Source organism: Escherichia sp. HH41S, from assembly GCF_009820115.1.
In the GTDB taxonomy this organism is placed as follows: domain Bacteria; phylum Pseudomonadota; class Gammaproteobacteria; order Enterobacterales; family Enterobacteriaceae; genus Escherichia; species Escherichia coli_F.
On sequence record NZ_VNXE01000041.1, the window covers coordinates 62,999 to 87,091 of the forward strand.

Annotated in this window: 17 protein-coding genes; 11 read left to right on the plus strand and 6 right to left on the minus strand. The window is 52.5% G+C overall.

The window, feature by feature from the left end; genetic code table 11:
* Positions 1 to 137 precede the first annotated feature (137 nt).
* The 6 genes from greB to rpnA all read left to right on the plus strand — a co-directional run bounded on the left by greB (position 138) and on the right by rpnA (position 7,396).
* Complete coding sequence (greB, locus tag FQZ95_RS08220; protein WP_000856744.1) at positions 138 to 614, plus strand: transcription elongation factor GreB; 477 nt, start codon at positions 138 to 140, stop codon at positions 612 to 614.
* 96 nt (positions 615 to 710) lie between these two features.
* Entirely contained in the window at positions 711 to 3,032 is a 2,322-nt protein-coding gene (locus FQZ95_RS08225) for a Tex family protein (protein WP_000980750.1), read from the plus strand.
* A gap of 456 nt (positions 3,033 to 3,488) precedes the next feature.
* On the plus strand, positions 3,489 to 3,716 hold the full coding sequence (gene feoA, locus FQZ95_RS08230) for a ferrous iron transporter A (RefSeq protein WP_001200455.1): 228 nt from the start codon (positions 3,489 to 3,491) through the stop codon (positions 3,714 to 3,716).
* A 16-nt stretch (positions 3,717 to 3,732) separates the two neighbouring features.
* Entirely contained in the window at positions 3,733 to 6,054 is a 2,322-nt protein-coding gene (gene feoB / locus FQZ95_RS08235) for a Fe(2+) transporter permease subunit FeoB (RefSeq protein WP_000737014.1), read from the plus strand.
* Between the two features lie 10 nt (positions 6,055 to 6,064).
* The gene (gene feoC / locus FQZ95_RS08240) at positions 6,065 to 6,301 is read left to right on the plus strand and encodes a [Fe-S]-dependent transcriptional repressor FeoC (protein WP_160530070.1); all 237 of its coding nucleotides are present in this window, start codon (positions 6,065 to 6,067) and stop codon (positions 6,299 to 6,301) included.
* Positions 6,302 to 6,502: 201 nt separating this feature from the next.
* Positions 6,503 to 7,396: a recombination-promoting nuclease RpnA gene (gene rpnA, locus FQZ95_RS08245; RefSeq protein ID WP_032303926.1), complete on the plus strand. Its 894-nt coding sequence runs from the start codon at positions 6,503 to 6,505 to the stop codon at positions 7,394 to 7,396.
* A 219-nt stretch (positions 7,397 to 7,615) separates the two neighbouring features.
* Here the strand turns inward: rpnA and bioH are convergent, their stop codons facing one another.
* The gene (bioH, locus tag FQZ95_RS08250; RefSeq protein WP_032185313.1) at positions 7,616 to 8,386 is read right to left on the minus strand and encodes a pimeloyl-ACP methyl ester esterase BioH; all 771 of its coding nucleotides are present in this window, start codon (positions 8,384 to 8,386) and stop codon (positions 7,616 to 7,618) included.
* A 37-nt stretch (positions 8,387 to 8,423) separates the two neighbouring features.
* On the opposite strand from bioH, the gene gntX reads away from it, so the two are divergent.
* From gntX to gntT, 3 genes are all read left to right on the plus strand, one after another.
* A complete protein-coding gene (gene gntX, locus FQZ95_RS08255) occupies positions 8,424 to 9,107 on the plus strand; it encodes a DNA utilization protein GntX (protein ID WP_160530071.1) in 684 nt (227 codons plus the stop codon).
* A gap of 58 nt (positions 9,108 to 9,165) precedes the next feature.
* Positions 9,166 to 9,741: a Fe-S biogenesis protein NfuA gene (gene nfuA, locus FQZ95_RS08260; RefSeq protein WP_000619389.1), complete on the plus strand. Its 576-nt coding sequence runs from the start codon at positions 9,166 to 9,168 to the stop codon at positions 9,739 to 9,741.
* A 351-nt stretch (positions 9,742 to 10,092) separates the two neighbouring features.
* Positions 10,093 to 11,409 (plus strand): gluconate transporter, encoded by a 1,317-nt coding sequence (gene gntT / locus FQZ95_RS08265; protein ID WP_001131758.1) that lies wholly within the window; start codon positions 10,093 to 10,095, stop codon positions 11,407 to 11,409.
* A 44-nt stretch (positions 11,410 to 11,453) separates the two neighbouring features.
* Here gntT and malQ read toward each other — a convergent pair whose 3' ends face one another.
* A complete protein-coding gene (malQ, locus tag FQZ95_RS08270) occupies positions 11,454 to 13,538 on the minus strand; it encodes a 4-alpha-glucanotransferase (protein ID WP_160530072.1) in 2,085 nt (694 codons plus the stop codon).
* A gap of 9 nt (positions 13,539 to 13,547) precedes the next feature.
* Positions 13,548 to 15,941, minus strand: coding sequence for a maltodextrin phosphorylase (gene malP, locus FQZ95_RS08275; RefSeq protein ID WP_160530073.1), 2,394 nt, complete (start codon positions 15,939 to 15,941; stop codon positions 13,548 to 13,550).
* Positions 15,942 to 16,564: 623 nt separating this feature from the next.
* Between malP and malT the strand changes: the two genes are divergently transcribed.
* On the plus strand, positions 16,565 to 19,270 hold the full coding sequence (malT, locus tag FQZ95_RS08280) for an HTH-type transcriptional regulator MalT (RefSeq protein WP_160530074.1): 2,706 nt from the start codon (positions 16,565 to 16,567) through the stop codon (positions 19,268 to 19,270).
* A gap of 42 nt (positions 19,271 to 19,312) precedes the next feature.
* Here malT and rtcA read toward each other — a convergent pair whose 3' ends face one another.
* Together rtcA and rtcB are read right to left on the minus strand one after the other, a co-directional pair.
* Complete coding sequence (rtcA, locus tag FQZ95_RS08285; RefSeq protein ID WP_160530089.1) at positions 19,313 to 20,329, minus strand: RNA 3'-terminal phosphate cyclase; 1,017 nt, start codon at positions 20,327 to 20,329, stop codon at positions 19,313 to 19,315.
* A gap of 3 nt (positions 20,330 to 20,332) precedes the next feature.
* A complete protein-coding gene (gene rtcB, locus FQZ95_RS08290; RefSeq protein ID WP_105271518.1) occupies positions 20,333 to 21,559 on the minus strand; it encodes an RNA-splicing ligase RtcB in 1,227 nt (408 codons plus the stop codon).
* A 187-nt stretch (positions 21,560 to 21,746) separates the two neighbouring features.
* Here rtcB and rtcR point away from each other — a divergent pair, with 187 nt between their 5' ends.
* Complete coding sequence (gene rtcR / locus FQZ95_RS08295) at positions 21,747 to 23,345, plus strand: DNA-binding transcriptional regulator RtcR (RefSeq protein WP_160530075.1); 1,599 nt, start codon at positions 21,747 to 21,749, stop codon at positions 23,343 to 23,345.
* Here the strand turns inward: rtcR and FQZ95_RS08300 are convergent.
* Positions 23,327 to 24,085 (minus strand): DeoR/GlpR family transcriptional regulator, encoded by a 759-nt coding sequence (locus tag FQZ95_RS08300; RefSeq protein ID WP_160530076.1) that lies wholly within the window; start codon positions 24,083 to 24,085, stop codon positions 23,327 to 23,329. The two genes, rtcR and FQZ95_RS08300, sit on opposite strands and share 19 nt — an antisense overlap.
* Between the last annotated feature and the right edge of the window lie 8 nt (positions 24,086 to 24,093).

Below are 24,093 nucleotides of genomic sequence, written 5' to 3' on the forward strand. Positions count from 1 at the left end.
CAGCCTAAATTGTTACAAAGCATATTAAACAGCAGCTTAAGTATACAATTTATTCGGCGAAACATTATTGATTCTGTTGATATGATCACGTTATACCCAATGTGCGCATTATCAAACAGACAAAGGGAATCAACGAGATGAAAACGCCCCTGGTTACCCGGGAAGGGTATGAAAAACTCAAACAAGAGCTAAATTATCTCTGGCGTGAAGAACGCCCGGAGGTCACAAAGAAAGTGACCTGGGCCGCAAGTCTGGGCGACCGCAGCGAAAATGCTGACTATCAGTATAATAAAAAGCGCCTGCGTGAAATCGACCGTCGCGTGCGCTATCTCACTAAATGCATGGAAAATCTCAAAATCGTCGATTACTCCCCGCAGCAGGAAGGCAAAGTCTTTTTTGGCGCGTGGGTGGAGATTGAAAACGACGATGGCGTGACTCACCGTTTCCGTATTGTCGGCTACGATGAAATTTTTGGCCGTAAAGATTACATCTCTATCGATTCCCCGATGGCCCGCGCATTGCTGAAAAAAGAGGTGGGCGATCTGGCAGTGGTCAATACCCCTGCCGGGGAAGCGAGCTGGTATGTTAATGCTATCGAGTACGTGAAACCGTAAGGAAGAGTCTTAACCTCCTGCCGATGGCTGGCATTTTTGTCAGCCAGTCCGTATAACTATCCCCTGATTTTTGATCCGAAAAGATGAACTCAAACCATGATGAATGATTCGTTCTGCCGCATTATTGCGGGTGAAATTCAGGCGCGCCCGGAACAGGTTGACGCTGCCGTTCGCCTGCTTGACGAAGGGAATACCGTGCCGTTTATCGCACGTTATCGTAAGGAAATCACCGGCGGTCTGGATGACACGCAGCTGCGTAATCTGGAAACGCGTCTGAGCTATTTGCGCGAGCTGGAAGAGAGACGTCAGGCAATCCTCAAGTCCATTTCCGAGCAAGGCAAACTGACCGACGAGCTGGCGAATGCTATCAACGCCACCTTAAGCAAAACCGAACTCGAAGACCTCTACCTGCCCTACAAACCTAAACGCCGCACCCGCGGGCAAATCGCCATTGAAGCAGGGCTTGAGCCGTTGGCCGACCTACTGTGGAACGATCCGTCGCACACGCCAGAAGTCGCCGCTGCACAATATGTTGATGCCGATAAAGGCGTAGCAGATACCAAAGCCGCGCTGGACGGCGCGCGCTATATCCTGATGGAACGGTTTGCCGAAGATGCCGCGCTGCTGGCGAAAGTGCGTGATTATCTGTGGAAGAACGCGCATTTGGTTTCTACGGTGGTGAACGGTAAAGAAGAGGAAGGGGCGAAATTCCGCGACTATTTCGATCATCACGAACCGCTGTCAACGGTGCCTTCTCACCGCGCGCTGGCGATGTTCCGTGGGCGTAACGAAGGCGTACTCCAACTTTCGCTGAATGCCGATCCGCAGTTCGATGAGCCGCCAAAAGAGAGCTATTGCGAGCAAATCATCATGGATCACCTTGGCCTGCGCCTGAACAATGCCCCGGCGGATAGCTGGCGCAAAGGCGTGGTGAGCTGGACGTGGCGCATCAAGGTGCTGATGCATCTGGAAACCGAACTGATGGGCACAGTGCGTGAACGCGCGGAAGATGAAGCAATCAACGTCTTTGCCCGTAACCTACACGATCTTCTGATGGCGGCCCCTGCCGGACTGCGTGCAACGATGGGCCTCGATCCGGGTCTGCGTACTGGGGTAAAAGTGGCGGTAGTCGATGCGACGGGTAAACTGGTGGCGACCGACACCATTTACCCGCACACCGGACAAGCCGCAAAAGCAGCGATGACCGTTGCTGCCTTGTGTGAAAAACATAACGTTGAACTGGTGGCAATCGGTAACGGTACGGCTTCCCGCGAAACTGAGCGTTTCTATCTCGACGTTCAGAAGCAGTTTCCGAAAGTGACCGCACAGAAAGTGATCGTCAGCGAAGCAGGCGCGTCGGTTTACTCGGCTTCCGAACTGGCGGCGCAGGAGTTCCCGGATCTCGATGTTTCGCTGCGTGGCGCGGTGTCTATCGCCCGTCGTTTGCAGGATCCGCTGGCGGAGCTGGTGAAAATCGATCCGAAATCTATCGGCGTAGGTCAATATCAGCATGACGTCAGCCAGACGCAACTGGCCCGCAAACTGGATGCAGTAGTAGAAGACTGCGTAAACGCCGTTGGCGTCGATCTCAATACCGCTTCTGTTCCGCTGTTAACTCGCGTGGCTGGCCTGACGCGCATGATGGCGCAAAACATTGTGGCCTGGCGCGATGAGAACGGCCAGTTCCAGAACCGTCAGCAACTGTTAAAAGTCAGCCGCCTGGGGCCAAAAGCCTTCGAGCAGTGCGCAGGCTTCTTGCGCATTAACCACGGTGACAACCCGCTGGACGCCTCTACTGTTCACCCGGAAGCCTATCCGGTGGTGGAACGCATTCTGGCAGCAACACAGCAGGCACTGAAAGATCTGATGGGTAACAGCAGCGAACTGCGTAACCTGAAAGCGTCTGACTTTACTGATGAGAAATTCGGTGTGCCGACGGTAACCGACATCATCAAAGAGCTGGAAAAACCAGGTCGCGATCCGCGTCCGGAATTTAAAACCGCCCAGTTTGCCGATGGCGTCGAGACAATGAACGACCTGCAACCGGGTATGATCCTCGAAGGTGCGGTGACCAACGTCACCAACTTTGGCGCGTTTGTCGATATTGGCGTGCATCAGGACGGCCTGGTTCACATCTCTTCATTGTCGAACAAGTTTGTGGAAGATCCGCATACCGTGGTGAAAGCGGGCGACATTGTGAAGGTGAAAGTGCTGGAAGTGGATCTTCAGCGTAAACGTATCGCCCTGACTATGCGTCTGGACGAGCAGCCTGGCGAAACCAACGCCCGTCGCGGCGGCGGTAATGAACGTCCGCAAAACAACCGCCCGGCAGCCAAACCACGCGGTCGTGAAGCGCAGCCTGCCGGTAACAGCGCGATGATGGATGCGCTGGCGGCGGCAATGGGCAAAAAACGTTAAACCTCCTGATTGGCCTACGGTTCGAATTTGCACAAGATCGTAGGCCAGATCAGGCGTTCACGCCGCATCTGGCAATAAACGCCATGCCTGACATAAAAATGCCGGAGAATATCTCCGGCATTTTTATTCCACAACGAAACTCACACTATATTTCGTCAATATTTATCACTTCATTAACAACTGAAACCTTAATTAAACATTAACCCGCCCTGATAATTCGCCATTCAAATTATATTTTCGCTGCGATATAACCTTGAGCCACATCAACATTCACGCAGATTATTATCTAAACCAACATTCGCACACATTTTAAGTATTGCTGATAGAAACCATTCTCATTATCATTGTGTTGTTGATTATTTAATCTCTCCTTCATTGGCAAATCATCTGGTCTCATGTCGCTGTCAAACGCCCCATGAGGTAGTTATCCAGTTAATGAGAAACAAGTAGGCACCTATGCAATACACTCCAGATACTGCGTGGAAAATCACTGGCTTTTCCCGTGAAATCAGCCCGGCATATCGCCAAAAACTGCTTTCTCTTGGCATGTTACCTGGCTCCTCTTTTAATGTGGTGCGCGTCGCTCCACTTGGCGACCCCATTCATATCGAAACCCGTCGTGTGAGCCTGGTATTACGCAAAAAAGATCTGGCCTTATTAGAAGTGGAAGCGGTTTCCTGTTAATACGGTGATAACAACAATGAAAAAATTAACCATTGGCTTAATTGGTAATCCAAATTCTGGCAAGACAACCTTATTTAACCAGCTCACTGGCGCACGTCAGCGTGTAGGTAACTGGGCTGGCGTTACCGTCGAACGTAAAGAAGGGCAATTCTCCACCACCGATCATCAGGTCACGCTGGTGGACCTCCCCGGCACCTATTCTCTGACCACCATCTCATCGCAGACCTCGCTCGATGAGCAAATCGCCTGTCACTACATTTTGAGTGGCGACGCTGACCTGCTGATTAACGTGGTGGATGCGTCTAACCTTGAGCGTAACCTGTACCTGACGCTACAACTGCTGGAACTCGGCATTCCCTGCATCGTGGCGCTGAACATGCTAGACATTGCCGAGAAGCAAAATATTCGCATTGAAATTGATGCTCTGTCGGCGCGTCTTGGCTGCCCGGTGATCCCGCTGGTTTCAACTCGTGGTCGCGGTATTGAAGCGCTCAAGCTGGCGATTGATCGCTATAAAGCTAACGAGAATGTGGAACTGGTGCATTACGCACAGCCGCTTCTCAACGAAGCAGATTCACTGGCAAAAGTGATGCCTTCCGACATCCCGCTGAAACAACGTCGCTGGCTGGGCCTGCAAATGCTGGAAGGCGATATCTACAGCCGCGCCTACGCCGGTGAAGCGTCGCAGCATCTTGATGCCGCCCTCGCCCGTCTGCGTAATGAGATGGACGATCCGGCGCTGCACATTGCCGATGCGCGTTACCAGTGCATTGCTGCCATCTGTGATGTGGTAAGCAACACCCTGACGGCAGAACCCAGCCGTTTCACCACTGCGGTAGATAAAATCGTGCTCAACCGTTTCCTCGGTCTGCCGATTTTCCTCTTTGTGATGTACCTGATGTTCCTGTTGGCTATCAACATCGGCGGGGCGTTACAGCCACTGTTTGATGTCGGCTCTGTAGCACTGTTTGTGCATGGTATTCAGTGGATTGGCTACACACTCCACTTCCCGGACTGGCTGACTATCTTCCTCGCACAAGGCCTGGGGGGCGGTATTAACACCGTTCTACCACTGGTGCCGCAGATCGGTATGATGTACCTGTTCCTCTCCTTCCTTGAGGACTCCGGGTATATGGCGCGTGCGGCGTTTGTGATGGACCGCCTGATGCAGGCGCTGGGCTTGCCGGGGAAATCCTTTGTACCGTTGATCGTCGGGTTCGGTTGTAACGTACCGTCGGTAATGGGTGCGCGTACGCTTGATGCGCCGCGTGAACGCCTGATGACCATTATGATGGCACCGTTTATGTCCTGCGGCGCACGTCTGGCCATCTTCGCAGTATTTGCGGCCGCCTTCTTCGGACAGAACGGCGCACTGGCGGTCTTCTCGCTGTATATGCTGGGTATTGTGATGGCGGTGCTGACTGGCCTGATGCTCAAGTACACCATCATGCGCGGTGAAGCGACGCCGTTTGTCATGGAGCTACCAGTCTACCATGTACCACACGTTAAAAGCCTGATTATCCAGACCTGGCAGCGTCTGAAAGGCTTCGTTCTGCGTGCTGGTAAAGTGATTATCATCGTCAGCATTTTCCTGAGCGCTTTCAACAGCTTCTCTCTGAGCGGGAAAATCGTCGATAACATCAACGACTCGGCGCTGGCTTCCGTCAGCCGGGTGATCACCCCGGTCTTCAAGCCGATTGGCGTACATGAAGATAACTGGCAGGCAACGGTTGGCCTGTTTACAGGCGCAATGGCGAAAGAAGTGGTGGTGGGTACGCTCAACACCCTCTACACCGCAGAAAATATTCAGGACGAAGAGTTCAATCCGGCGGAATTTAACCTCGGTGAAGAGCTATTCAGCGCGGTAGATGAAACCTGGCAGAGCCTGAAAGACACCTTCAGTCTTAGCGTACTGATGAACCCCATTGAAGCGAGCAAAGGCGACGGCGAAATGGGTACCGGAGCGATGGGCGTGATGGATCAGAAATTTGGAAGCGCAGCAGCTGCTTACAGCTACCTGATTTTCGTTCTGCTGTATGTACCGTGTATCTCGGTGATGGGCGCTATCGCGCGTGAATCCAGCCGTGGCTGGATGGGCTTCTCCATCCTGTGGGGGCTAAATATCGCTTACTCGTTGGCAACATTGTTCTACCAGGTCGCCAGCTACAGCCAGCATCCAACCTACAGCCTGGTATGCATTCTGGCGGTTATCCTGTTTAACATCGTGGTTATCGGTCTACTGCGTCGCGCGCGTAGCCGGGTCGATATCGAACTGCTGGCAACACGCAAATCGGTAAGCAGTTGCTGTGCAGCCAGCACCACTGGCGATTGCCACTAAGGATACAGCAATGGCTTCGCTCATTCAGGTGCGTGATTTGCTGGCATTACGGGGCCGTATGGAAACGGCCCAGATAAGCCAGACATTGAACACTCCGCAACCCATGATTAACGCCATGCTGCAACAGCTGGAAAGTATGGGCAAAGCCGTGCGAATTCAGGAAGAACCTGACGGCTGCCTCTCTGGCAGTTGTAAAAGCTGCCCGGAAGGCAAAGCCTGTCTGCGTGAGTGGTGGGCGTTACGTTAACCTTGTTTTACTGCCTGTTTTGAAAGCCCGGTATGCGTTTGCAACCGGGCTTTTTTGCGTGCGGCTTTCCATAATAATGCAACTCTTGCAGTACAACGTAAGTTCCTCTGAAAGCGTCTCGCAGAGATGAAAACTCGCTAATGCACAGGTGTGGAGTGGCGCGTAGAGTCGCGGCATTCAAACAACAGGTGAAGGAACGCCATGAGCAAAAAGCAGAGTTCCACCCCACACGATGCGCTGTTCAAACTCTTTTTACGCCAACCGGAGACGGCGCGCGATTTTCTTGCGTTCCATTTACCGGCACCTATTCACGCGCTCTGTGATATGAAAACCCTCAAGCTGGAGTCGAGCAGCTTTATTGATGACGATCTGCGTGAAAGCTATTCCGACGTGCTGTGGTCGGTGAAAACGGAACAAGGACCGGGATATATCTATTGTCTGATTGAACATCAAAGCACCTCAAACAAACTGATCGCATTTCGCATGATGCGTTACGCCATTGCCGCAATGCAAAATCACCTGGATGCCGGATACAAAACGTTGCCGATGGTGGTGCCATTGTTGTTTTACCACGGCATTGAAAGCCCATATCCCTATTCACTGTGTTGGCTGGATTGTTTCGCCGATCCCAAACTGGCCAGACAGCTTTATGCCTCTGCATTCCCGCTGATTGATGTCACTGTCATGCCTGATGATGAAATCATGCAGCACCGACGTATGGCGCTGCTGGAGTTAATCCAAAAACATATACGTCAACGCGACCTGATGGGGCTGGTAGAGCAAATGGCCTGCTTATTAAGTAGTGGATACGCTAATGACAGACAAATCAAAGGGCTGTTTAATTACATACTGCAAACTGGCGATGCAGTACGTTTTAATGATTTTATCGATGGTGTGGCCGAACGTTCACCGAAACACAAGGAGAGTTTAATGACTATTGCGGAAAGATTGCGGCAAGAAGGGTTTCAGAAAGGTATACGTACCAACGCCCTAAATATTGCCAAAACCATGTTGGATGCCGGAGTCTCTCTTGAGGACGTTCTGCGATTTACCAGCCTGACGGTTGAAGACCTTGCTGAAATAAATCATCAATAACGTTAAGGATGGTTTTAATGACGGATGCAGAAAGAGAATATCTTATTAGTTACCTGATTGGTTATTTATTGGGTCGACGCCTGGAAGCCCTGGATATCGCCAAAAGAATGCTGTAATCCGGAGTCCCTCTTGCAGACATCATGCGCTTTACCGGGCTGTCAGAAGAAGAGTTGGCTGCGGCGAGCCAGTAAAGTTCTGTCTCGCCATTTCAACAGCTGTCTACACCCTCTGCTTCAACGCCACCAGCAGGTGACAGAACTCGTCCGGATGCGAAATAAACGGCGCATGGGCCGCTTTGGCGAAGATGTACGACTCGCTGTGTGGCCAGAGTTTATCCAGCATCGGCACTACTTTGCGCGGCACCAGACCATCGAGATAGCCATACAATCGCAAAAACGGCATGGACACGTTTTGCAGCGGCTGGCGGAGATCGACCGTTTTCAGTATTTCCAGCCCACCATTGAGCACGTCAACCTTCGGCATCGGCAGCGCCAGAACGGTTTTCTTCAGCGCTCGCGCATCCTGGCGTGCCGTTTCTGTACCCATGGTTTGTAACGCAAGGAACCGTTCTACCGTGCGCTGAAAATCGTCACTGAGTTGCTGCTGGAAACCTGCCAGCACGTCCGGTTTGATCCCCGGCCAATCGTCACGAGCACTAAAACATGGCGACGACGCCACGGTGACCAGCGCCTGAACCCGCTCGGGATGGGTTAACGCAATCTGGCTTGCCACCAGTCCGCCCAAACTCCAGCCTAACCAGATAGCTTTGTCCGGCGCTTGTCGCAGCACGACTTCAGCCATATCAGCAAGTGACATCGCACCAAATCCCTGGCTGCGCCCGAAGCCGGGCAGATCAACGAGATGCAGCGTAAAATGCGAGCTAAGTTCCTCATCAATGCAACGCCACACTTCGGCATTCAGTCCCCATCCGTGCAGCAGCACAAGATGAACATTCCCCTGACCTTTGGTCTGCCACCAGATGTTATTCATCCGCTATTGTTCTCTTTTTACTTACAAGGATGAACATATGCTAACAGTACCGGGATTATGCTGGCTATGCCGAATGCCCCTGGCGTTAGGTCATTGGGGGATTTGTTCGGTATGCTCTCGCGCCACCCGTACAGATAAAACGTTATGCCCACAATGTGGATTACCCGCAACACACTCCCATCTTCCCTGTGGTCGCTGCCTGCAAAAACCACCGCCGTGGCAAAGACTGGTCACGGTTGCCGACTATGCACCGCCGTTAAGTCCGCTCATCCACCAGCTTAAGTTTTCCCGGCGTAGCGAAATCGCCAGCGCCCTGTCACGTCTGTTACTATTGGAAGTCTTACACGCTCGTCGCGCCACCGGTTTGCAATTGCCGGACCGCATCATCAGCGTGCCGTTATGGCAGCGGCGTCACTGGCGTCGGGGATTTAATCAGAGCGATTTGCTGTGTCAGCCGTTATCACGCTGGTTGCACTGCCAATGGGATAGCGAAGCCGTCACACGTACACGGGCCACTGCGACCCAGCATTTTCTTAGCGCCCGGCTGCGCAAACGCAACCTGAAAAATGCCTTTCGCCTTGAATTGCCGGTGCAAGGTCGCCATATGGTGATAGTGGATGATGTCGTTACCACCGGAAGTACCGTCGCAGAGATTGCGCAGTTGCTTTTACGCAATGGTGCGGCGACTGTCCAGGTCTGGTGCCTTTGTCGAACCTTGTAGAGCCTCGATGATGGGCGTATTATAACCAACTAAAATAGTCAACTATTAGGCCATTACTATGATCCGTATTTCCGATGCTGCACAAGCGCACTTTGCCAAACTGCTGGCAAATCAGGAAGAAGGGACACAAATCCGCGTATTTGTGATTAACCCTGGCACGCCTAACGCTGAATGTGGCGTTTCTTATTGTCCGCCGGACGCTGTGGAAGCCACCGACACTGCCCTGAAATTTGACCTGCTGACAGCGTATGTTGATGAGTTAAGCGCGCCTTACCTGGAAGATGCAGAGATCGACTTTGTTACCGACCAGTTGGGTTCTCAGCTGACGCTGAAAGCCCCAAACGCCAAAATGCGCAAAGTAGCTGACGATGCGCCGCTGATGGAGCGCGTGGAGTATATGCTGCAGTCGCAGATCAACCCACAGCTTGCCGGTCACGGTGGTCGCGTTTCGCTGATGGAAATCACCGAAGACGGTTACGCCATTCTGCAATTTGGCGGCGGTTGTAACGGTTGTTCAATGGTCGATGTGACGCTGAAAGAAGGGATCGAAAAGCAGCTGCTGAACGAATTCCCGGAGCTGAAAGGTGTACGCGATCTCACCGAACACCAGCGCGGCGAACACTCTTACTACTAAGTTATCCTCTCTTTTATAGATTGCCCGATGCGACGCTAAAGCGTCTTATCGGGCCGTCTGCCAGGCGTTGGCGCTACATTGCCTCGGCAAATCCAGTCCCTACGTTTCCCCGCGATAATATGACCAACCTCTCATAATTTAAATTTACCCCGCTCTGGTGATTCTCAAACGCCAGATGTTACCCGTATCATTCACGCGGGTACCAAACATACTCCTGACATCTGACTACAATAATTAGTTTTAGTGGGTATCAGTCGTGGTGCCGCAATATCTCTGTTCCCGATTGGGATAATTAGAGTTTGTCGTCAGAAAATTGACGTTACCCATAACAAATGAAAGGCCAGGTAAATCATGCCATTAGTCATTGTTGCTATCGGTGTAATCTTGTTGTTGCTCCTGATGATCCGCTTCAAAATGAACGGATTCATCGCTCTCGTCCTCGTGGCGCTTGCTGTTGGATTAATGCAGGGAATGCCGCTGGATAAAGTTATTGGCTCCATCAAAGCTGGTGTCGGCGGGACGCTCGGTAGCCTTGCCCTGATCATGGGTTTTGGCGCGATGCTGGGCAAAATGCTGGCAGACTGCGGTGGTGCACAACGTATCGCCACCACGCTGATTGCCAAATTTGGTAAAAAACACATCCAATGGGCGGTAGTGTTAACCGGTTTTACTGTCGGTTTTGCCCTGTTCTATGAAGTGGGCTTCGTGCTAATGCTGCCGCTGGTGTTTACCATCGCGGCTTCCGCGAATATTCCGCTGCTGTATGTTGGTGTACCAATGGCGGCTGCGCTGTCTGTGACCCACGGCTTCCTGCCGCCACATCCGGGCCCAACTGCGATTGCCACCATTTTCAATGCCGATATGGGTAAAACCCTGCTGTACGGGACTATTCTGGCAATCCCGACCGTTATTCTCGCGGGTCCGGTTTACGCTCGCGTGCTGAAAGGTATCGATAAGCCAATCCCGGAAGGTCTGTACAGCGCGAAAACCTTCAGCGAAGAAGAGATGCCAAGCTTTGGCGTCAGCGTCTGGACTTCTCTGGTGCCGGTTGTGCTGATGGCGATGCGTGCAATTGCCGAAATGATCCTGCCGAAAGGTCACGCTTTCCTGCCAGTGGCGGAGTTCCTCGGTGACCCGGTAATGGCAACGCTGATTGCCGTGTTGATTGCGATGTTCACCTTTGGTCTGAACCGTGGTCGTTCAATGGATCAGATTAACGACACGCTGGTTTCTTCCATCAAAATCATCGCGATGATGCTGTTGATCATCGGTGGTGGCGGTGCGTTCAAGCAGGTGCTGGTAGACAGCGGCGTGGACAAATACATTGCTTCCATGATGCACGAAACCAACATTTCTCCGCTGCTGATGGCCTGGTCGATTGCCGCCGTACTGCGTATCGCGCTGGGTTCCGCAACCGTTGCGGCAATCACTGCGGGGGGTATCGCGGCACCACTAATTGCAACGACGGGTGTTAGCCCGGAACTGATGGTTATTGCGGTTGGTTCCGGTAGTGTGATTTTCTCGCACGTGAACGATCCGGGCTTCTGGCTATTCAAAGAGTACTTTAACCTGACTATCGGCGAGACCATCAAGTCCTGGTCGATGCTGGAAACCATTATCTCGGTGTGCGGTCTGGTAGGCTGTCTGCTGCTGAATATGGTGATTTGATAACACTGACTGCCGGATGCATCGCATCCGGCATCAATCGCACTCTATTTCTTCTTCCCTACCGCCCTGCGCCGCTTGTCCAGATCCTTAATCAACTTGTTCACGCCATCATCGGCAAACATCGTCTCAAGCGTTGCGGAAAGCTTGCGTCGCCAGTTTTTGTACTGGTAGCTGGTGCCAGGAATATTTACCGGTTCCGCCATATCCAGCCAGTCTTCTGGCTGAAGCCCTAACAGAGCACTGTTACTATCAGCGATATAACGTTGCAAACCACGATTAAGCATCGGCGTCATCGACATTAACGATGCCTTATGCCCCGCACGTTTTGGCAGGCAACCATGTTTATGCAGTGCATCCAGTAACCCTTGCTTCGCCAGTTCGCGATCCTGATACAGACCGCGCAATACCACTTCATCCGGGTACAGCCCCAGCGTTTTGCCCAGTGTTAAATCCCCGCTCTCCCAGTAGCCACGCAGTGTAGGCAGGTCGTGTGTCGCCGCAACCGCCATCGACTGCTCCGGATACGCTTTCGGCGCGCGGAATGTCTTCTCGTGGTCACTTTCGAAATAGAGCACTTTGTAGGAATACACACCGCTGCTGCGCAGTTTACCGACAATCTCTACCGGTACAGTGCCGAGGTCTTCACCAATCACCATGCAGCGATGGCGCTTACTTTCGAGTGCCAGAATCGAGAGCAGATCATCTACCGGATAGTGAACATACGCGCCCTGATCTGCCGTCTCGCCATACGGTATCCACCACAAACGCAGCATCGACATCACATGGTCAATTCGCAACGCGCCGCAGTTTTGCATATTGGCACGCAACAGCTCGATAAACGGTTCATAGGCACGCGCGGTGATGATATGCGGATCCATCGGCGGCAATCCCCAGTTCTGCCCCAGCGGGCCGAGGATATCCGGCGGCGCGCCCACCGACGCTTTCAGGCAATACAACTCCCGGTCGCACCAGGTTTCTGCTCCACCCTCTGCTACGCCAACCGCCAGATCACGGTACAAGCCAATCGGCATTTCATGGCCCTGGCTTATCTCCCAGCAGGCGGCAAACTGGCTGTAAGCCAGCCACTGCAACCAGAGATAAAAATCGACGTCATCACGATGTTCTTCGCAGAACTGACGCACTTCTGGTGAATCCACGTTCTGATACATCTCTGGCCATGCAGGCCAGCCCCAGCGCATTGCGTCTTCTTTCACTTGCTGGGCATGTAACGCGTCAAACGCCGCCTGCCAGAACAGGCTGTCGCCCTGCTCTGCAACAAACTGGCGAAACGCGGCCATCTGCTCATCATCACGTTGCGCAAAACCTTTCCACGCCATCCGCAATGCTGTCATTTTCAGCGCAGTGACGGTGGAGTAATCGACCCAGTCGGCATCCCGTGCCTGTTGCAGCGTCTGTTGCGTGGTCGGTAACTGCCACCAGGCCTGAGCCTCTTCGCTAAGATGGAAATCTTCGACGGCGTTAACGTCGATATAAACCACATTTAGCCAGCGACGAGAAGACGGGCTATACGGACTGGCACTTTCCGGATTTGCCGGATAGAGCGCATGAATCGGGTTCAGACCGATGAAAGCCCCGCCACGTTTTGCCACATCCACCAGCATCACTTTGAGATCGCCAAAATCCCCAATACCCCAGTTTTTTTCCGATCGCAGCGTATAAAGCTGGACGCAGGCGCCCCACAGCTTTTGTTTATTCAGCAACGCCTGCGGTTCGTAACAGCGTTTCGGGGCGACAATCACCCGACAATGCGCGCGCTGGTCGTCCTGGGTGAGTGTCAACGTGTGATAACCTTCCGGCAACTTCGTCGGTAAATTGAACGCTTTGCCCCCCGTTACATGGCCTTTGTACTGCGTTCCTTCTTCGGTGGTCAGCAGCCAGCTATACTCGCCGCTGCCCTCCACCGCCATCGGCATTTTTTTGCCGCTGGTATAGACCATGACATTCGGGACTGGCGTTACCGCCACTTTCGTGGCGGTACGTTGATGCATCGCGTCAAGCAAACGCCGTTTGGTTTCGGCGCTAATCGACTGCGGTTTACCGTGGGCATTGATGTAATTGGGGCTGATCCCCGCCGCCAGCGCGGCATTATCCAGACGTTTGCTTTCCATCGAGCTTCCTTAGCGTTTTGCCTGCCAGATACGAGCCTGATAATCGCGAATAGAGCGATCCGAGCTAAACATACCGCAGCGGGCGGTATTGAGGATCGCCGCGCGAGTCCAGGCCTCCTGGTCGCGGTACAGCACATCCACCTGCTTTTGTGCCTCTACATAGGCTGCGAAATCCGCCATTACCAGATACGGATCGCCGCCCTGTTTGCCGATACTGTGCAGCATCTGGTCGAAGGCATGCTTATCGCCGTCGCTGTATTTACCGCTTTCCAGCTCTTTCAATACTGCGTCCAGCACCTTATCTTTCTTCCGCCATTTCACCGGGTCGTAGCCTTTGGCCAGAATTGCCTTCACTTGTTCCACGGTATGACCAAAAATAAAGATATTTTCTTCACCAACTTTTTCGGCGATTTCGACGTTAGCACCATCCAGCGTACCGACAGTAAGCGCACCATTGAGCGCCAGTTTCATATTGCCGGTACCGGAAGCTTCTTTACCTGCAGTCGAAATTTGTTCGGAGATATCCGCCGCCGGGATCAGTTTTTCCGCCGCCGAAACGCAATAATCCGGCAGGAACACCACCTTCAACTTATCGCCAACCTGTGGATCGTTGTTGATCACATCAGCCACTTTGTTGATCGCAAAGATAATATTCTTCGCCAGGTAGTAGCCCGGTGCCGCTTTCGCGCCGAAGAGGAAGACGCGCGGTACGCGGTCAGCCTGCGGGTTTTCACGAATCTCTTTGTACACCGCCAGAATATGCAGCAGATTCAGGTGCTGACGTTTGTACTCATGCAAGCGTTTGATCTGAATATCGAAAATCGCCTGTGGATTGATCTCAATACCGGTACGAACTTTCACAAACTCCGCCAGACGGACTTTATTCGCCTGCTTGATCTCGCGATATTGCTGGCGGAATTTCGCGTCATCAGCGAATTTTTCCAGATTGATCAGCTGATCGAGATCGTTAGCCCACTCTTTTTTCAGTGATTTATCCAACAGAGCCGCCAGTGCCGGGTTGCACTGTTTGATCCAGCGACGTGGGGTAATACCGTTGGTGACGTTATGGAATTTGTTCGGCCATAGCTGGTGATATTCCGGGAACAGATCTTTCACCACCAGATCCGAGTGCAGCGCCGCAACACCGTTTACCGCGAAACCGCCAACCACACACAGGTTCGCCATATGCACTTGTTTGTCGTGTACCACCGCCAGTTTGGCCCACACTTTTTCATCGCCCGGCCAGTTTTTTTCCACCAGCGTTTTAAAGCGTGTATTAATTTCGTTAATAATCTGCATGTGGCGCGGCAGTAAGCCTTTCACCAGTTTCACATCCCAGCGTTCCAGCGCTTCTGGCATCAGGGTATGGTTGGTGTAAGCAAAAGTTTTGCTGGTGATGGCCCAGGCGTCATCCCAGCTCATCTGATGCTCATCAATCAGCACGCGCAGCAGCTCTGGAATGGCAATAGTCGGGTGGGTATCGTTCAGTTGAATAACTTCGTAATCTGCCAGCTCGTGCAGTTTACGCCCCGCCAGATGATGGCGACGCAGAATATCCGCTACCGAACAAGCACACTGGAAGTATTGCTGCATCAGGCGCAGCTTTTTACCGGCAGTATGGTTGTCGTTTGGATAGAGGACTTTGGTCAGTTTTTCCGCGTTGATGCCCTGTTGTTCGGCACGCAGGAAATCTCCGTCGTTAAATTTTGTCAGATCAAACGGATGCGCATGCGTCGCCTGCCACAGACGCAGCGGCTGCGCCACGCCATTACGATAACCGACAACGGGAAGATCCCACGCTTGACCGGTAATGGTAAATTCCGGCTCCCAGCGTCCGTCTTTCGTCACTTTACCGCCAATTCCTACCTGCACATCCAGTGCTTCGTTGTGGCGGAACCACGGGTAGTTACCGCGATGCCAGTCATCCGGCGCTTCAACCTGTTTGCCATCGACAAAAGACTGGCGGAACAAGCCATATTGATAGTTAAGACCATAACCCGTCGCAGACTGACCGACAGTTGCCATTGAGTCGAGGAAGCACGCAGCCAGACGTCCCAGACCACCGTTACCCAGCGCCGGGTCGATCTCTTCTTCCAGCAGGTCAGTCAGGTTGATGTCATAAGCCTTCAACGAATCCTGTACATCCTGATACCAGCCAAGATTCAACAGGTTGTTACCCGTCAGGCGTCCAATCAAAAACTCCATTGAGATATAGTTAACATGTCGCTGATTGGCCACCGGTTTAGCGAATGGCTGGGCACGTAGCATTTCCGCCAGGGCTTCACTCACTGCCAGCCACCACTGGCGAGGGGTCATTTCAGCCGCAGAATTTAAGCCATAACGCTGCCACTGACGTGAAAGCGCTTCCTGAAATTGCTTATCGTTAAAAATAGGTTGTGACATAGGAGTTCCACTTTTCTTAGATTTTCAACACAACGTTATCGCTAGTTTGCCAGGCTCGATGTTGACCTTCCTCATCCTGCGGGGGATTAGGCAGGGAGGAGTTGCGGGGATGAGCAAGGAAATGTGATCTCGACCACTTAAACCTAGTGCAATCCACAGGATTAGCAGCAAATCAATGCCATACAGCGCAGAAAATCTGTATCTAAGTGCAAAAAATGGCCGTTGTGTATTTTCAAAAGGCGGAAGGTAACTCTATAAATTAAGTAAAGGAGTGAAACAGTTTCATAAGTAAAACATTCAGTTTGCTCCATCTCATTCTTAATAGGTTTATTAAGATCCTCTTTTTAGATGGCTCTTTCATCAGGAATTGAGAAGACTCCCTTGCTTAAATGAAACTGATGAACATGAGGAAAATACCGTAAAACCCAGTATTCACGCTGCATCAGCGTCGTTATTAGGTGAGTTGTTAATAAACATTTGGAATTGTGACACAGTGCAAATTCAGACACATAAAAAAACGTCATCGCTTGCATTAGAAGGGTTTCTGGCCGACCTTATAACCATTAATTACGAAGCGCAAAAAAAATAATATTTCCTCATTTTCCACAGTGAAGTGATTAACTATGCTGATTCCGTCAAAATTAAGTCGTCCGGTTCGACTCGACCATACCGTGGTTCGTGAGCGCCTGCTGGCTAAACTTTCCGGCGCGAACAACTTCCGGCTGGCGCTGATCACGAGTCCTGCGGGCTACGGAAAAACCACACTCATTTCTCAATGGGCGGCAGGCAAAAACGATTTGGGCTGGTACTCGCTGGATGAGGGCGATAACCAGCAAGAGCGTTTCGCCAGCTATTTCATTGCCGCCGTGCAACAGGCAACCAACGGTCACTGTGCGATTTGTGAGACGATGGCGCAAAAACGGCAATATGCCAGCCTGACGTCACTCTTTGCCCAGCTTTTCATTGAGCTGGCGGAATGGCATAGCCCACTTTATCTGGTCATCGATGACTACCATCTGATCACTAATCCGGTGATCCACGAGTCAATGCGCTTCTTTATTCGCCATCAACCAGAAAATCTCACCCTGGTGGTGCTGTCACGCAATCTTCCGCAACTGGGCATTGCCAATCTGCGTGTTCGCGACCAACTGCTGGAAATTGGCAGTCAGCAACTGGCGTTTACCCATCAGGAAGCGAAGCAGTTTTTTGATTGCCGCCTGTCATCGCCGATTGAAGCCGCAGAAAGCAGTCGGATTTGCGATGACGTTTCCGGTTGGGCGACTGCGCTACAGTTAATTGCCCTCTCCGCCCGGCAGAATACCCACTCAGCCCATAAGTCGGCACGCCGTCTGGCGGGAATCAATGCCAGTCATCTTTCGGATTATCTGGTCGATGAGGTTTTGGACAACGTCGATCTCGCAACGCGCCATTTTCTGTTGAAAAGCGCCATTTTGCGCTCAATGAACGATGCACTCATCACACGTGTGACCGGCGAAGAAAACGGGCAAATGCGCCTCGAAGAGATTGAGCGTCAGGGGCTGTTTTTACAGCGGATGGATGATAGCGGCGAGTGGTTCTGCTATCACCCGCTGTTTGGCAACTTCCTGCGCCAGCGCTGCCAGTGGGAACTGGCGGCGGAGCTGCCGAAAATCCACAGTGCCGCCGCAGAAAGCTGGATGGCCCAGGGATTCCCCAGCGAAGCGATTCATCATGCACTGGCGGCAGGCGATGCGCTGATGCTGCGCGATATTCTGCTTAATCACGCCTGGAGTTTGTTCAACCACAGCGAACTTTCGCTACTTGAAGAGTCACTTAAAGCCCTGCCATGGGAGAGTTTGCTGGAAAATCCGCAGTTGGTGTTATTACAAGCGTGGCTGATGCAAAGCCAGCATCGCTACGGCGAAGTAAACACCCTGCTGGCTCGTGCTGAACATGAAATCAAAGACATCAGAGAAGGCACCATGCACGCAGAATTTAATGCTCTGCGCGCCCAGGTGGCGATTAACGATGGTAACCCGGATGAAGCTGAACGGCTGGCAAAACTGGCACTGGAAGAACTGCCTCCCGGCTGGTTCTACAGCCGCATTGTAGCAACTTCGGTGTTGGGTGAAGTATTGCACTGCAAAGGGGAACTGACCCGTTCGCTGGCGTTAATGCAGCAAACCGAACAGATGGCACGCCAGCACGATGTCTGGCACTACGCTTTGTGGAGTTTAATCCAGCAAAGCGAAATTCTGTTTGCTCAGGGTTTCCTGCAAACCGCGTGGGAAACGCAGGAAAAAGCATTCCAGCTGATCAACGAGCAGCATCTGGAACAGCTGCCAATGCATGAATTTCTGGTACGTATCCGAGCACAACTGTTATGGGCCTGGGCACGGCTGGACGAAGCCGAAGCATCGGCACGCAGCGGGATTGAAGTTTTGTCGTCTTATCAGCCACAGCAACAGCTCCAGTGCCTGGCAATGTTGATTCAATGCTCGCTGGCCCGAGGTGATTTGGATAACGCCCGTAGCCAACTGAATCGTCTGGAAAACCTGCTGGGAAATGGCAAATATCACAGCGACTGGATCTCTAACGCCAACAAAGTCCGGGTCATTTACTGGCAAATGACCGGCGACAAAGCTGCCGCCGCTAACTGGTTGCGTCACACAGCCAAACCGGAGTTTGCGAATAACCACTTCCTGCAAGGTCAATGGCGCAACATCGCCCGTGCACAAATATTGCTGGGCGAGTTTGAACCGGCAGAAATTGTTCTTGAAGAACTCAATGAAAACGCCCGCAGTCTGCGGTTAATGAGCGATCTCAACCGTAACCTGTTGCTGCTTAATCAACTATACTGGCAGGCCGGTCGCAAAAATGATGCCCAGCGTGTGTTGCTGGAGGCATTAAAACTGGCGAATCGTACCGGATTTATCAGTCACTTTGTCATCGAAGGCGAAGCGATGGCGCAACAGTTACGCCAGCTGATTCAACTCAATACGTTGCCTGAGCTGGAACAGCACCGCGCCCAGCGTATTCTCCGAGAAATCAATCAACATCATCGGCATAAATTCGCCCATTTCGATGAGGATTTCGTTGAACGTCTGCTAAATCATCCGGAAGTACCAGAATTGATCCGTACCAGCCCGCTGACGCAACGTGAATGGCAGGTCCTGGGGCTGATTTACTCCGGTTACAGCAATGAACAAATTGCAGGCGAGCTAGAAGTGGCGGCAACCACCATCAAAACGCATATCCGCAATCTGTACCAAAAACTCGGTGTCGCCCACCGTCAGGCCGCGGTACAACACGCGCAGAAACTGCTGAAGATGATGGGATATGGGGTGTGAGTTTAGCCGGATAATACGTCGGATCCGGCTTACATCTCTGCATCATTCAATGCTCACCCGCGTTACGCTGTCTGCTTCAGTCAGACTAAACCGCACTGGCAAAAAACGCTCCACCACCGCGATATTGGTCAACAGATGGCATGAGGGATGGGCGACCGTAAATTCTCCCGCCCCCGCCAGCGCCATTGGCAGCACCAGCTGGTCGGCGAGATATTCCCCCACCGCCGCCGGGCTTGCAAGGTAGCGTTTAACTTCTTGCACTAACTGTGCCGCGACCACCTCGGCACTGACTCGCTTTTCACCGACGACAAAAAAGCGTTCAGTGATATTTTCACTTTCGACTTCAAGCGAGACGGTATTACCCGGCCCCTGGTCGCGCGGCAGGTTATGAATATTTTGCTCATGCAGGGAAAAACTACCCGCCAGCGTAGCGATTTCACGCTCAGCGACATGGCGTGGCACACCAGCCAGTAGCACCTCTCCACGCATCTGCACAATGTTCCCGCGCTCGCCAAGTTGCAAAGTGTTAAACGATGCCACGGGCGAGACTTCCGTCGCCACCACCCCGCCTCCGGCAGGATAAAAACCGTGGCGTAACAGCGTGGTTTGCTGATGAATTCCTATTTTTGCCAGCAGCGGCTCCAGCACCCGGCGGATAAAATCTGCAGGCGGGGCCGACGGGTTATCGGTACCTCCGCTCACTTCAACACGAGAAGGACCATCGGCAAACCACAGCGCGGGCAGTACCGTTTGTAGTACCAGCGTGCAACTTCCGGCGCTACCAATAGCAAAGCGGTAGTCGCCACCGCGCACGGTACCGGGCCGGAAGACCAGACGCTGCGACCCCAGCTCCGCGCCCTCCACCGTTGCTCCGCAAATTTCCGTCGCCGCCTTTACAGCCGTCAGATGCTGGCGCAACAGCCCCGGTTTCGCCCGCCCGGCGCGAATGCCGGTGATGGTAAATGGCTGGCCGGTTATCATCGACAGACTCAGCGCCGAGCGCAGGATCTGCCCGCCGCCTTCGCCCTGTGCGCCATCCAGCGCAATCATCCTTTTCATCATTTATCCTTTTACACACACCACCTGACGCAGGGTGTAGATAACTTCCACCAGATCGCTTTGTGCCGCCATCACCGCGTCGATATCTTTATACGCCATCGGGATTTCGTCGATCACTTCGGCATCTTTACGGCATTCCACATGCGCGGTGGCACGAATTTGATCTTCCACGCTGAACAGTTTTTTCGCTTTAGTACGGCTCATTACCCGCCCGGCACCGTGGCTGCACGAACAGAACGACTCTTCATTTCCCAGCCCACGGACAATAAAGCTTTTCGCCCCCATCGAACCGGGAATAATTCCATATTGACCAGCACACGCAGACACCGCGCCTTTACGCGTCACATAGATCTCTTCGCCAAAGTGCTGTTCTTTTTGCACATAGTTGTGGTGACAGTTGATCTCTTCCATCGCCAGTGTTTGTGGCTGTCTTACCGTTTTCTGCGTAACGCTCTGCAACGCCGTTACCACGTTTTCCATCATCGCATCGCGGTTAAGGCTGGCAAAAAGCTGCGCCCAGGCCACCGCTTTCAGGTAATCATCAAAGTATTCCGTACCTTCCAGAAAGTACGCCAGGTCACGCGATGGCAACGTTTCAAGCGTTTCCTGCATCTCTTTTTGCGCCAGATCGATAAAGTAAGTCCCGATTGCATTACCAATTCCGCGTGAACCGGAGTGCAGCATAATCCACACCTGGTCCGACTCATCAAGACAGATTTCAATAAAGTGGTTTCCCGTTCCCAGCGTTCCCAGGTGTTTATAGTTATTGGTATTAAGGAAACGCGGATATTTTTGCGTTAACCACTGATAACCGGCTTCAAGCTCAGCCCATTTCGCATCGACGTTAACAGGCGGATTCTCCCATGCGCCTTTATCACGACGGCTACGATTATTGGAACGTCCGTGCGGCACGGCAGTTTCAATCGCCTGACGCAGCTCCGCCAGGTTTTCAGGCAGATCTGCCGCCGTTAACGCAGTTCGCAGTGCGTTCATTCCACAACCGATATCTACCCCCACCGCCGCCGGAATAATCGCCCCTTTGGTCGGGATCACGCTACCAATGGTGGAACCTTTACCCAGATGTACATCAGGCATTACCGCAATATGTTTGAAAATAAACGGCATCTTCGCCGTATTTATCAGTTGCTGACGCGCATCGTCTTCTACCGGTACGCCTTTGGTCCACATTTTTACCGGGACATTTTCAGTGGTCAGTAATTCGTAATTCATTTTGTTTTTCTCTTTTCGTTGTTTGCTGTCCTGATAATTGCAACCGTCGTGCCAGAAAATTAAATGAGTAGATTAATTTCTTAACTAATTGTTTTTAATAGATTAAATCTTTACGTCCGTAAACGGAGATTTCCCGCAAAGCCAATTCGCCGATAATGAAATATCGTCTTTTATAAGGATATCTAAGATGCGTAAAACAGTGGCTTTTGGCTTTGTCGGCACCGTACTGGATTATGCCGGGCGCGGCAGTCAGCGATGGTCGAAATGGCGTCCGTCACTCTGTCTATGCCAGCAAGAATCGTTAGTCATCAATCGACTGGAATTGTTGCACGACGCCCGCTCACGCTCGCTGTTTGAAACGCTTAAACGCGATATCGCCAATGTTTCGCCAGAAACAGAAGTGGTGAGCGTTGAGATTGAACTGCATAACCCGTGGGATTTCGAGGAGGTTTACGCCTGCCTGCATGATTTCGCCCGTGGTTACGCGTTCGAACCTGATAAAGAAGACTATTTAATTCACATCACCACCGGTACCCACGTCGCGCAGATTTGCTGGTTTCTGCTGGCGGAAGCGCGTTACCTGCCCGCCAGGTTAATACAATCTTCGCCACCGCGTAAAAAAGAACAGCCCAACAGCCCTGGTGCGGTGACGATTATCGATCTCGATTTAAGCCGTTATAACGCTATTGCCAGCCGCTTTGCCGAAGAACGCCAGCAAACCCTCGATTTCCTCAAATCCGGCATTGCCACGCGTAACGCCCATTTCAACCGCATGATTGAGCAGATCGAAAAAGTGGCGATTAGATCCCGCGCGCCGATCCTGCTCAACGGCCCAACCGGTGCGGGAAAGTCGTTTCTGGCACGACGCATCTTCGAGTTAAAACAGGCGCGGCATCAGTTTAGCGGCGAGTTTGTGGAAGTGAACTGCGCCACTCTGCGTGGCGATACCGCCATGTCCGCGCTGTTTGGTCATGTGAAAGGCGCGTTCACCGGGGCGCGGGAATCTCGTGAAGGATTATTACGCAGCGCCAACGGTGGCATGTTGTTTCTTGATGAGATTGGCGAACTGGGCGCAGACGAACAGGCGATGTTGCTGAAAGCCATTGAAGAGAAAACCTTTTATCCGTTTGGCAGCGATCGCCAGGTGAGCAGTGATTTTCAGCTGATCGCCGGAACGGTGCGCGATTTGCGCCAGCTGGTTGCCGAAGGCAAATTTCGCGAAGACCTGTACGCGCGGATTAATCTCTGGACCTTCACCCTGCCGGGGCTACGCCAGCGCCAGGAAGATATTGAACCTAACCTGGATTATGAAGTGGAGCGCCACGCCTCACTTACCGGCGACAGCGTGCGTTTTAACACCGAAGCGAGGCGCGTCTGGCTGGCCTTTGCGACATCATCTCAGGCAGCATGGCGCGGTAACTTTCGCGAACTTTCTGCCAGCGTCACACGCATGGCGACGTTTGCCGATAGTGGGCGTATCACCCTTGAAACCGTAGAAGATGAGATAAACCGTCTGCGCTATAACTGGCAGGATAGCCGCCCTTCCGTGCTTACACAGCTACTGGGCGCTGAAGCGGAAAACATCGATCTCTTTGACCGCATGCAACTGGAAAACGTTATCGTCGTTTGCCGTCAGGCAAAGTCGCTTTCCGCTGCCGGGCGTGAACTCTTTGATGTTTCGCGCCAGGGCAAAGCCAGCGTCAACGACGCGGATCGGCTACGCAAATACCTGGCGCGTTTTGGTCTGACGTGGGAAGCCGTGCAGGATCAGCACAGCTCCAGCTGAATATGATGGTCTGTCAGCACCTGCATCACGCTCGCTGGTGGCGGGGCGTCGGTGTAGACGGCATCGACCATGCTGATGCTGCCCATATTGACCATCGCATTACGGCCAAATTTCGAGTGATCGACAACCAGCATAACGTGGCGCGAGTTCTCAATAATAGCGCGTTTGGTGCGAACTTCATGGTAATCGAACTCCAGCAGCGAGCCGTCGCTATCGATGCCGCTGATCCCCAGAATCCCGAAATCAAGGCGGAACTGGGAGATAAAATCGAGCGTCGCTTCGCCAATGATCCCACCATCGCGGCTGCGTAATTCGCCACCTGCAAGAATGATGCGAAAATCTTCTTTTACCATCAGCGTGTTAGCGACGTTGAGATTGTTGGTCACAATGCGCAAATTGTTGTGATTAAGCAGCGCGTGCGCCACCGCTTCCGGCGTGGTGCCGATATCAATAAATAGCGTCGAGCCGTTAGGAATTTGCTCCGCCACTTTGCGGGCAATACGCTCTTTTTCTTCGGTCTGGGTGGCCTTACGATCGTGCCACGGCGTGTTAACCGAACTGGAAGGCAGTGCCGCGCCGCCATGGTGACGCAGGATCAGGTTTTGCTCCGCCAGCTCGTTGAGGTCACGACGAATAGTCTGCGGACTGACGGAGAAGTGTTCCACCAGTTCTTCGGTGCTGACATAACCCTGCTGTTTAACCAGTTCAATAATACCGTTGTGACGTTGTGTTTGTTTCATTTATAAAT

Bases quoted from the DNA above. Each gene is read 5' to 3' on its own strand.
- greB (WP_000856744.1), top strand. From the start codon at position 138: ATGAAAACGCCCCTGGTTACCCGGGAAGGGTATGAAAAACTCAAACAA.
- FQZ95_RS08225 (WP_000980750.1), top strand. From the start codon at position 711: ATGATGAATGATTCGTTCTGCCGCATTATTGCGGGTGAAATTCAGGCG.
- feoA (WP_001200455.1), top strand. From the start codon at position 3,489: ATGCAATACACTCCAGATACTGCGTGGAAAATCACTGGCTTTTCCCGT.
- feoB (WP_000737014.1), top strand. From the start codon at position 3,733: ATGAAAAAATTAACCATTGGCTTAATTGGTAATCCAAATTCTGGCAAG.
- feoC (WP_160530070.1), top strand. From the start codon at position 6,065: ATGGCTTCGCTCATTCAGGTGCGTGATTTGCTGGCATTACGGGGCCGT.
- rpnA (WP_032303926.1), top strand. From the start codon at position 6,503: ATGAGCAAAAAGCAGAGTTCCACCCCACACGATGCGCTGTTCAAACTC.
- bioH (WP_032185313.1), bottom strand. From the start codon at position 8,386: ATGAATAACATCTGGTGGCAGACCAAAGGTCAGGGGAATGTTCATCTT.
- gntX (WP_160530071.1), top strand. From the start codon at position 8,424: ATGCTAACAGTACCGGGATTATGCTGGCTATGCCGAATGCCCCTGGCG.
- nfuA (WP_000619389.1), top strand. From the start codon at position 9,166: ATGATCCGTATTTCCGATGCTGCACAAGCGCACTTTGCCAAACTGCTG.
- gntT (WP_001131758.1), top strand. From the start codon at position 10,093: ATGCCATTAGTCATTGTTGCTATCGGTGTAATCTTGTTGTTGCTCCTG.
- malQ (WP_160530072.1), bottom strand. From the start codon at position 13,538: ATGGAAAGCAAACGTCTGGATAATGCCGCGCTGGCGGCGGGGATCAGC.
- malP (WP_160530073.1), bottom strand. From the start codon at position 15,941: ATGTCACAACCTATTTTTAACGATAAGCAATTTCAGGAAGCGCTTTCA.
- malT (WP_160530074.1), top strand. From the start codon at position 16,565: ATGCTGATTCCGTCAAAATTAAGTCGTCCGGTTCGACTCGACCATACC.
- rtcA (WP_160530089.1), bottom strand. From the start codon at position 20,329: ATGAAAAGGATGATTGCGCTGGATGGCGCACAGGGCGAAGGCGGCGGG.
- rtcB (WP_105271518.1), bottom strand. From the start codon at position 21,559: ATGAATTACGAATTACTGACCACTGAAAATGTCCCGGTAAAAATGTGG.
- rtcR (WP_160530075.1), top strand. From the start codon at position 21,747: ATGCGTAAAACAGTGGCTTTTGGCTTTGTCGGCACCGTACTGGATTAT.
- FQZ95_RS08300 (WP_160530076.1), bottom strand. From the start codon at position 24,085: ATGAAACAAACACAACGTCACAACGGTATTATTGAACTGGTTAAACAG.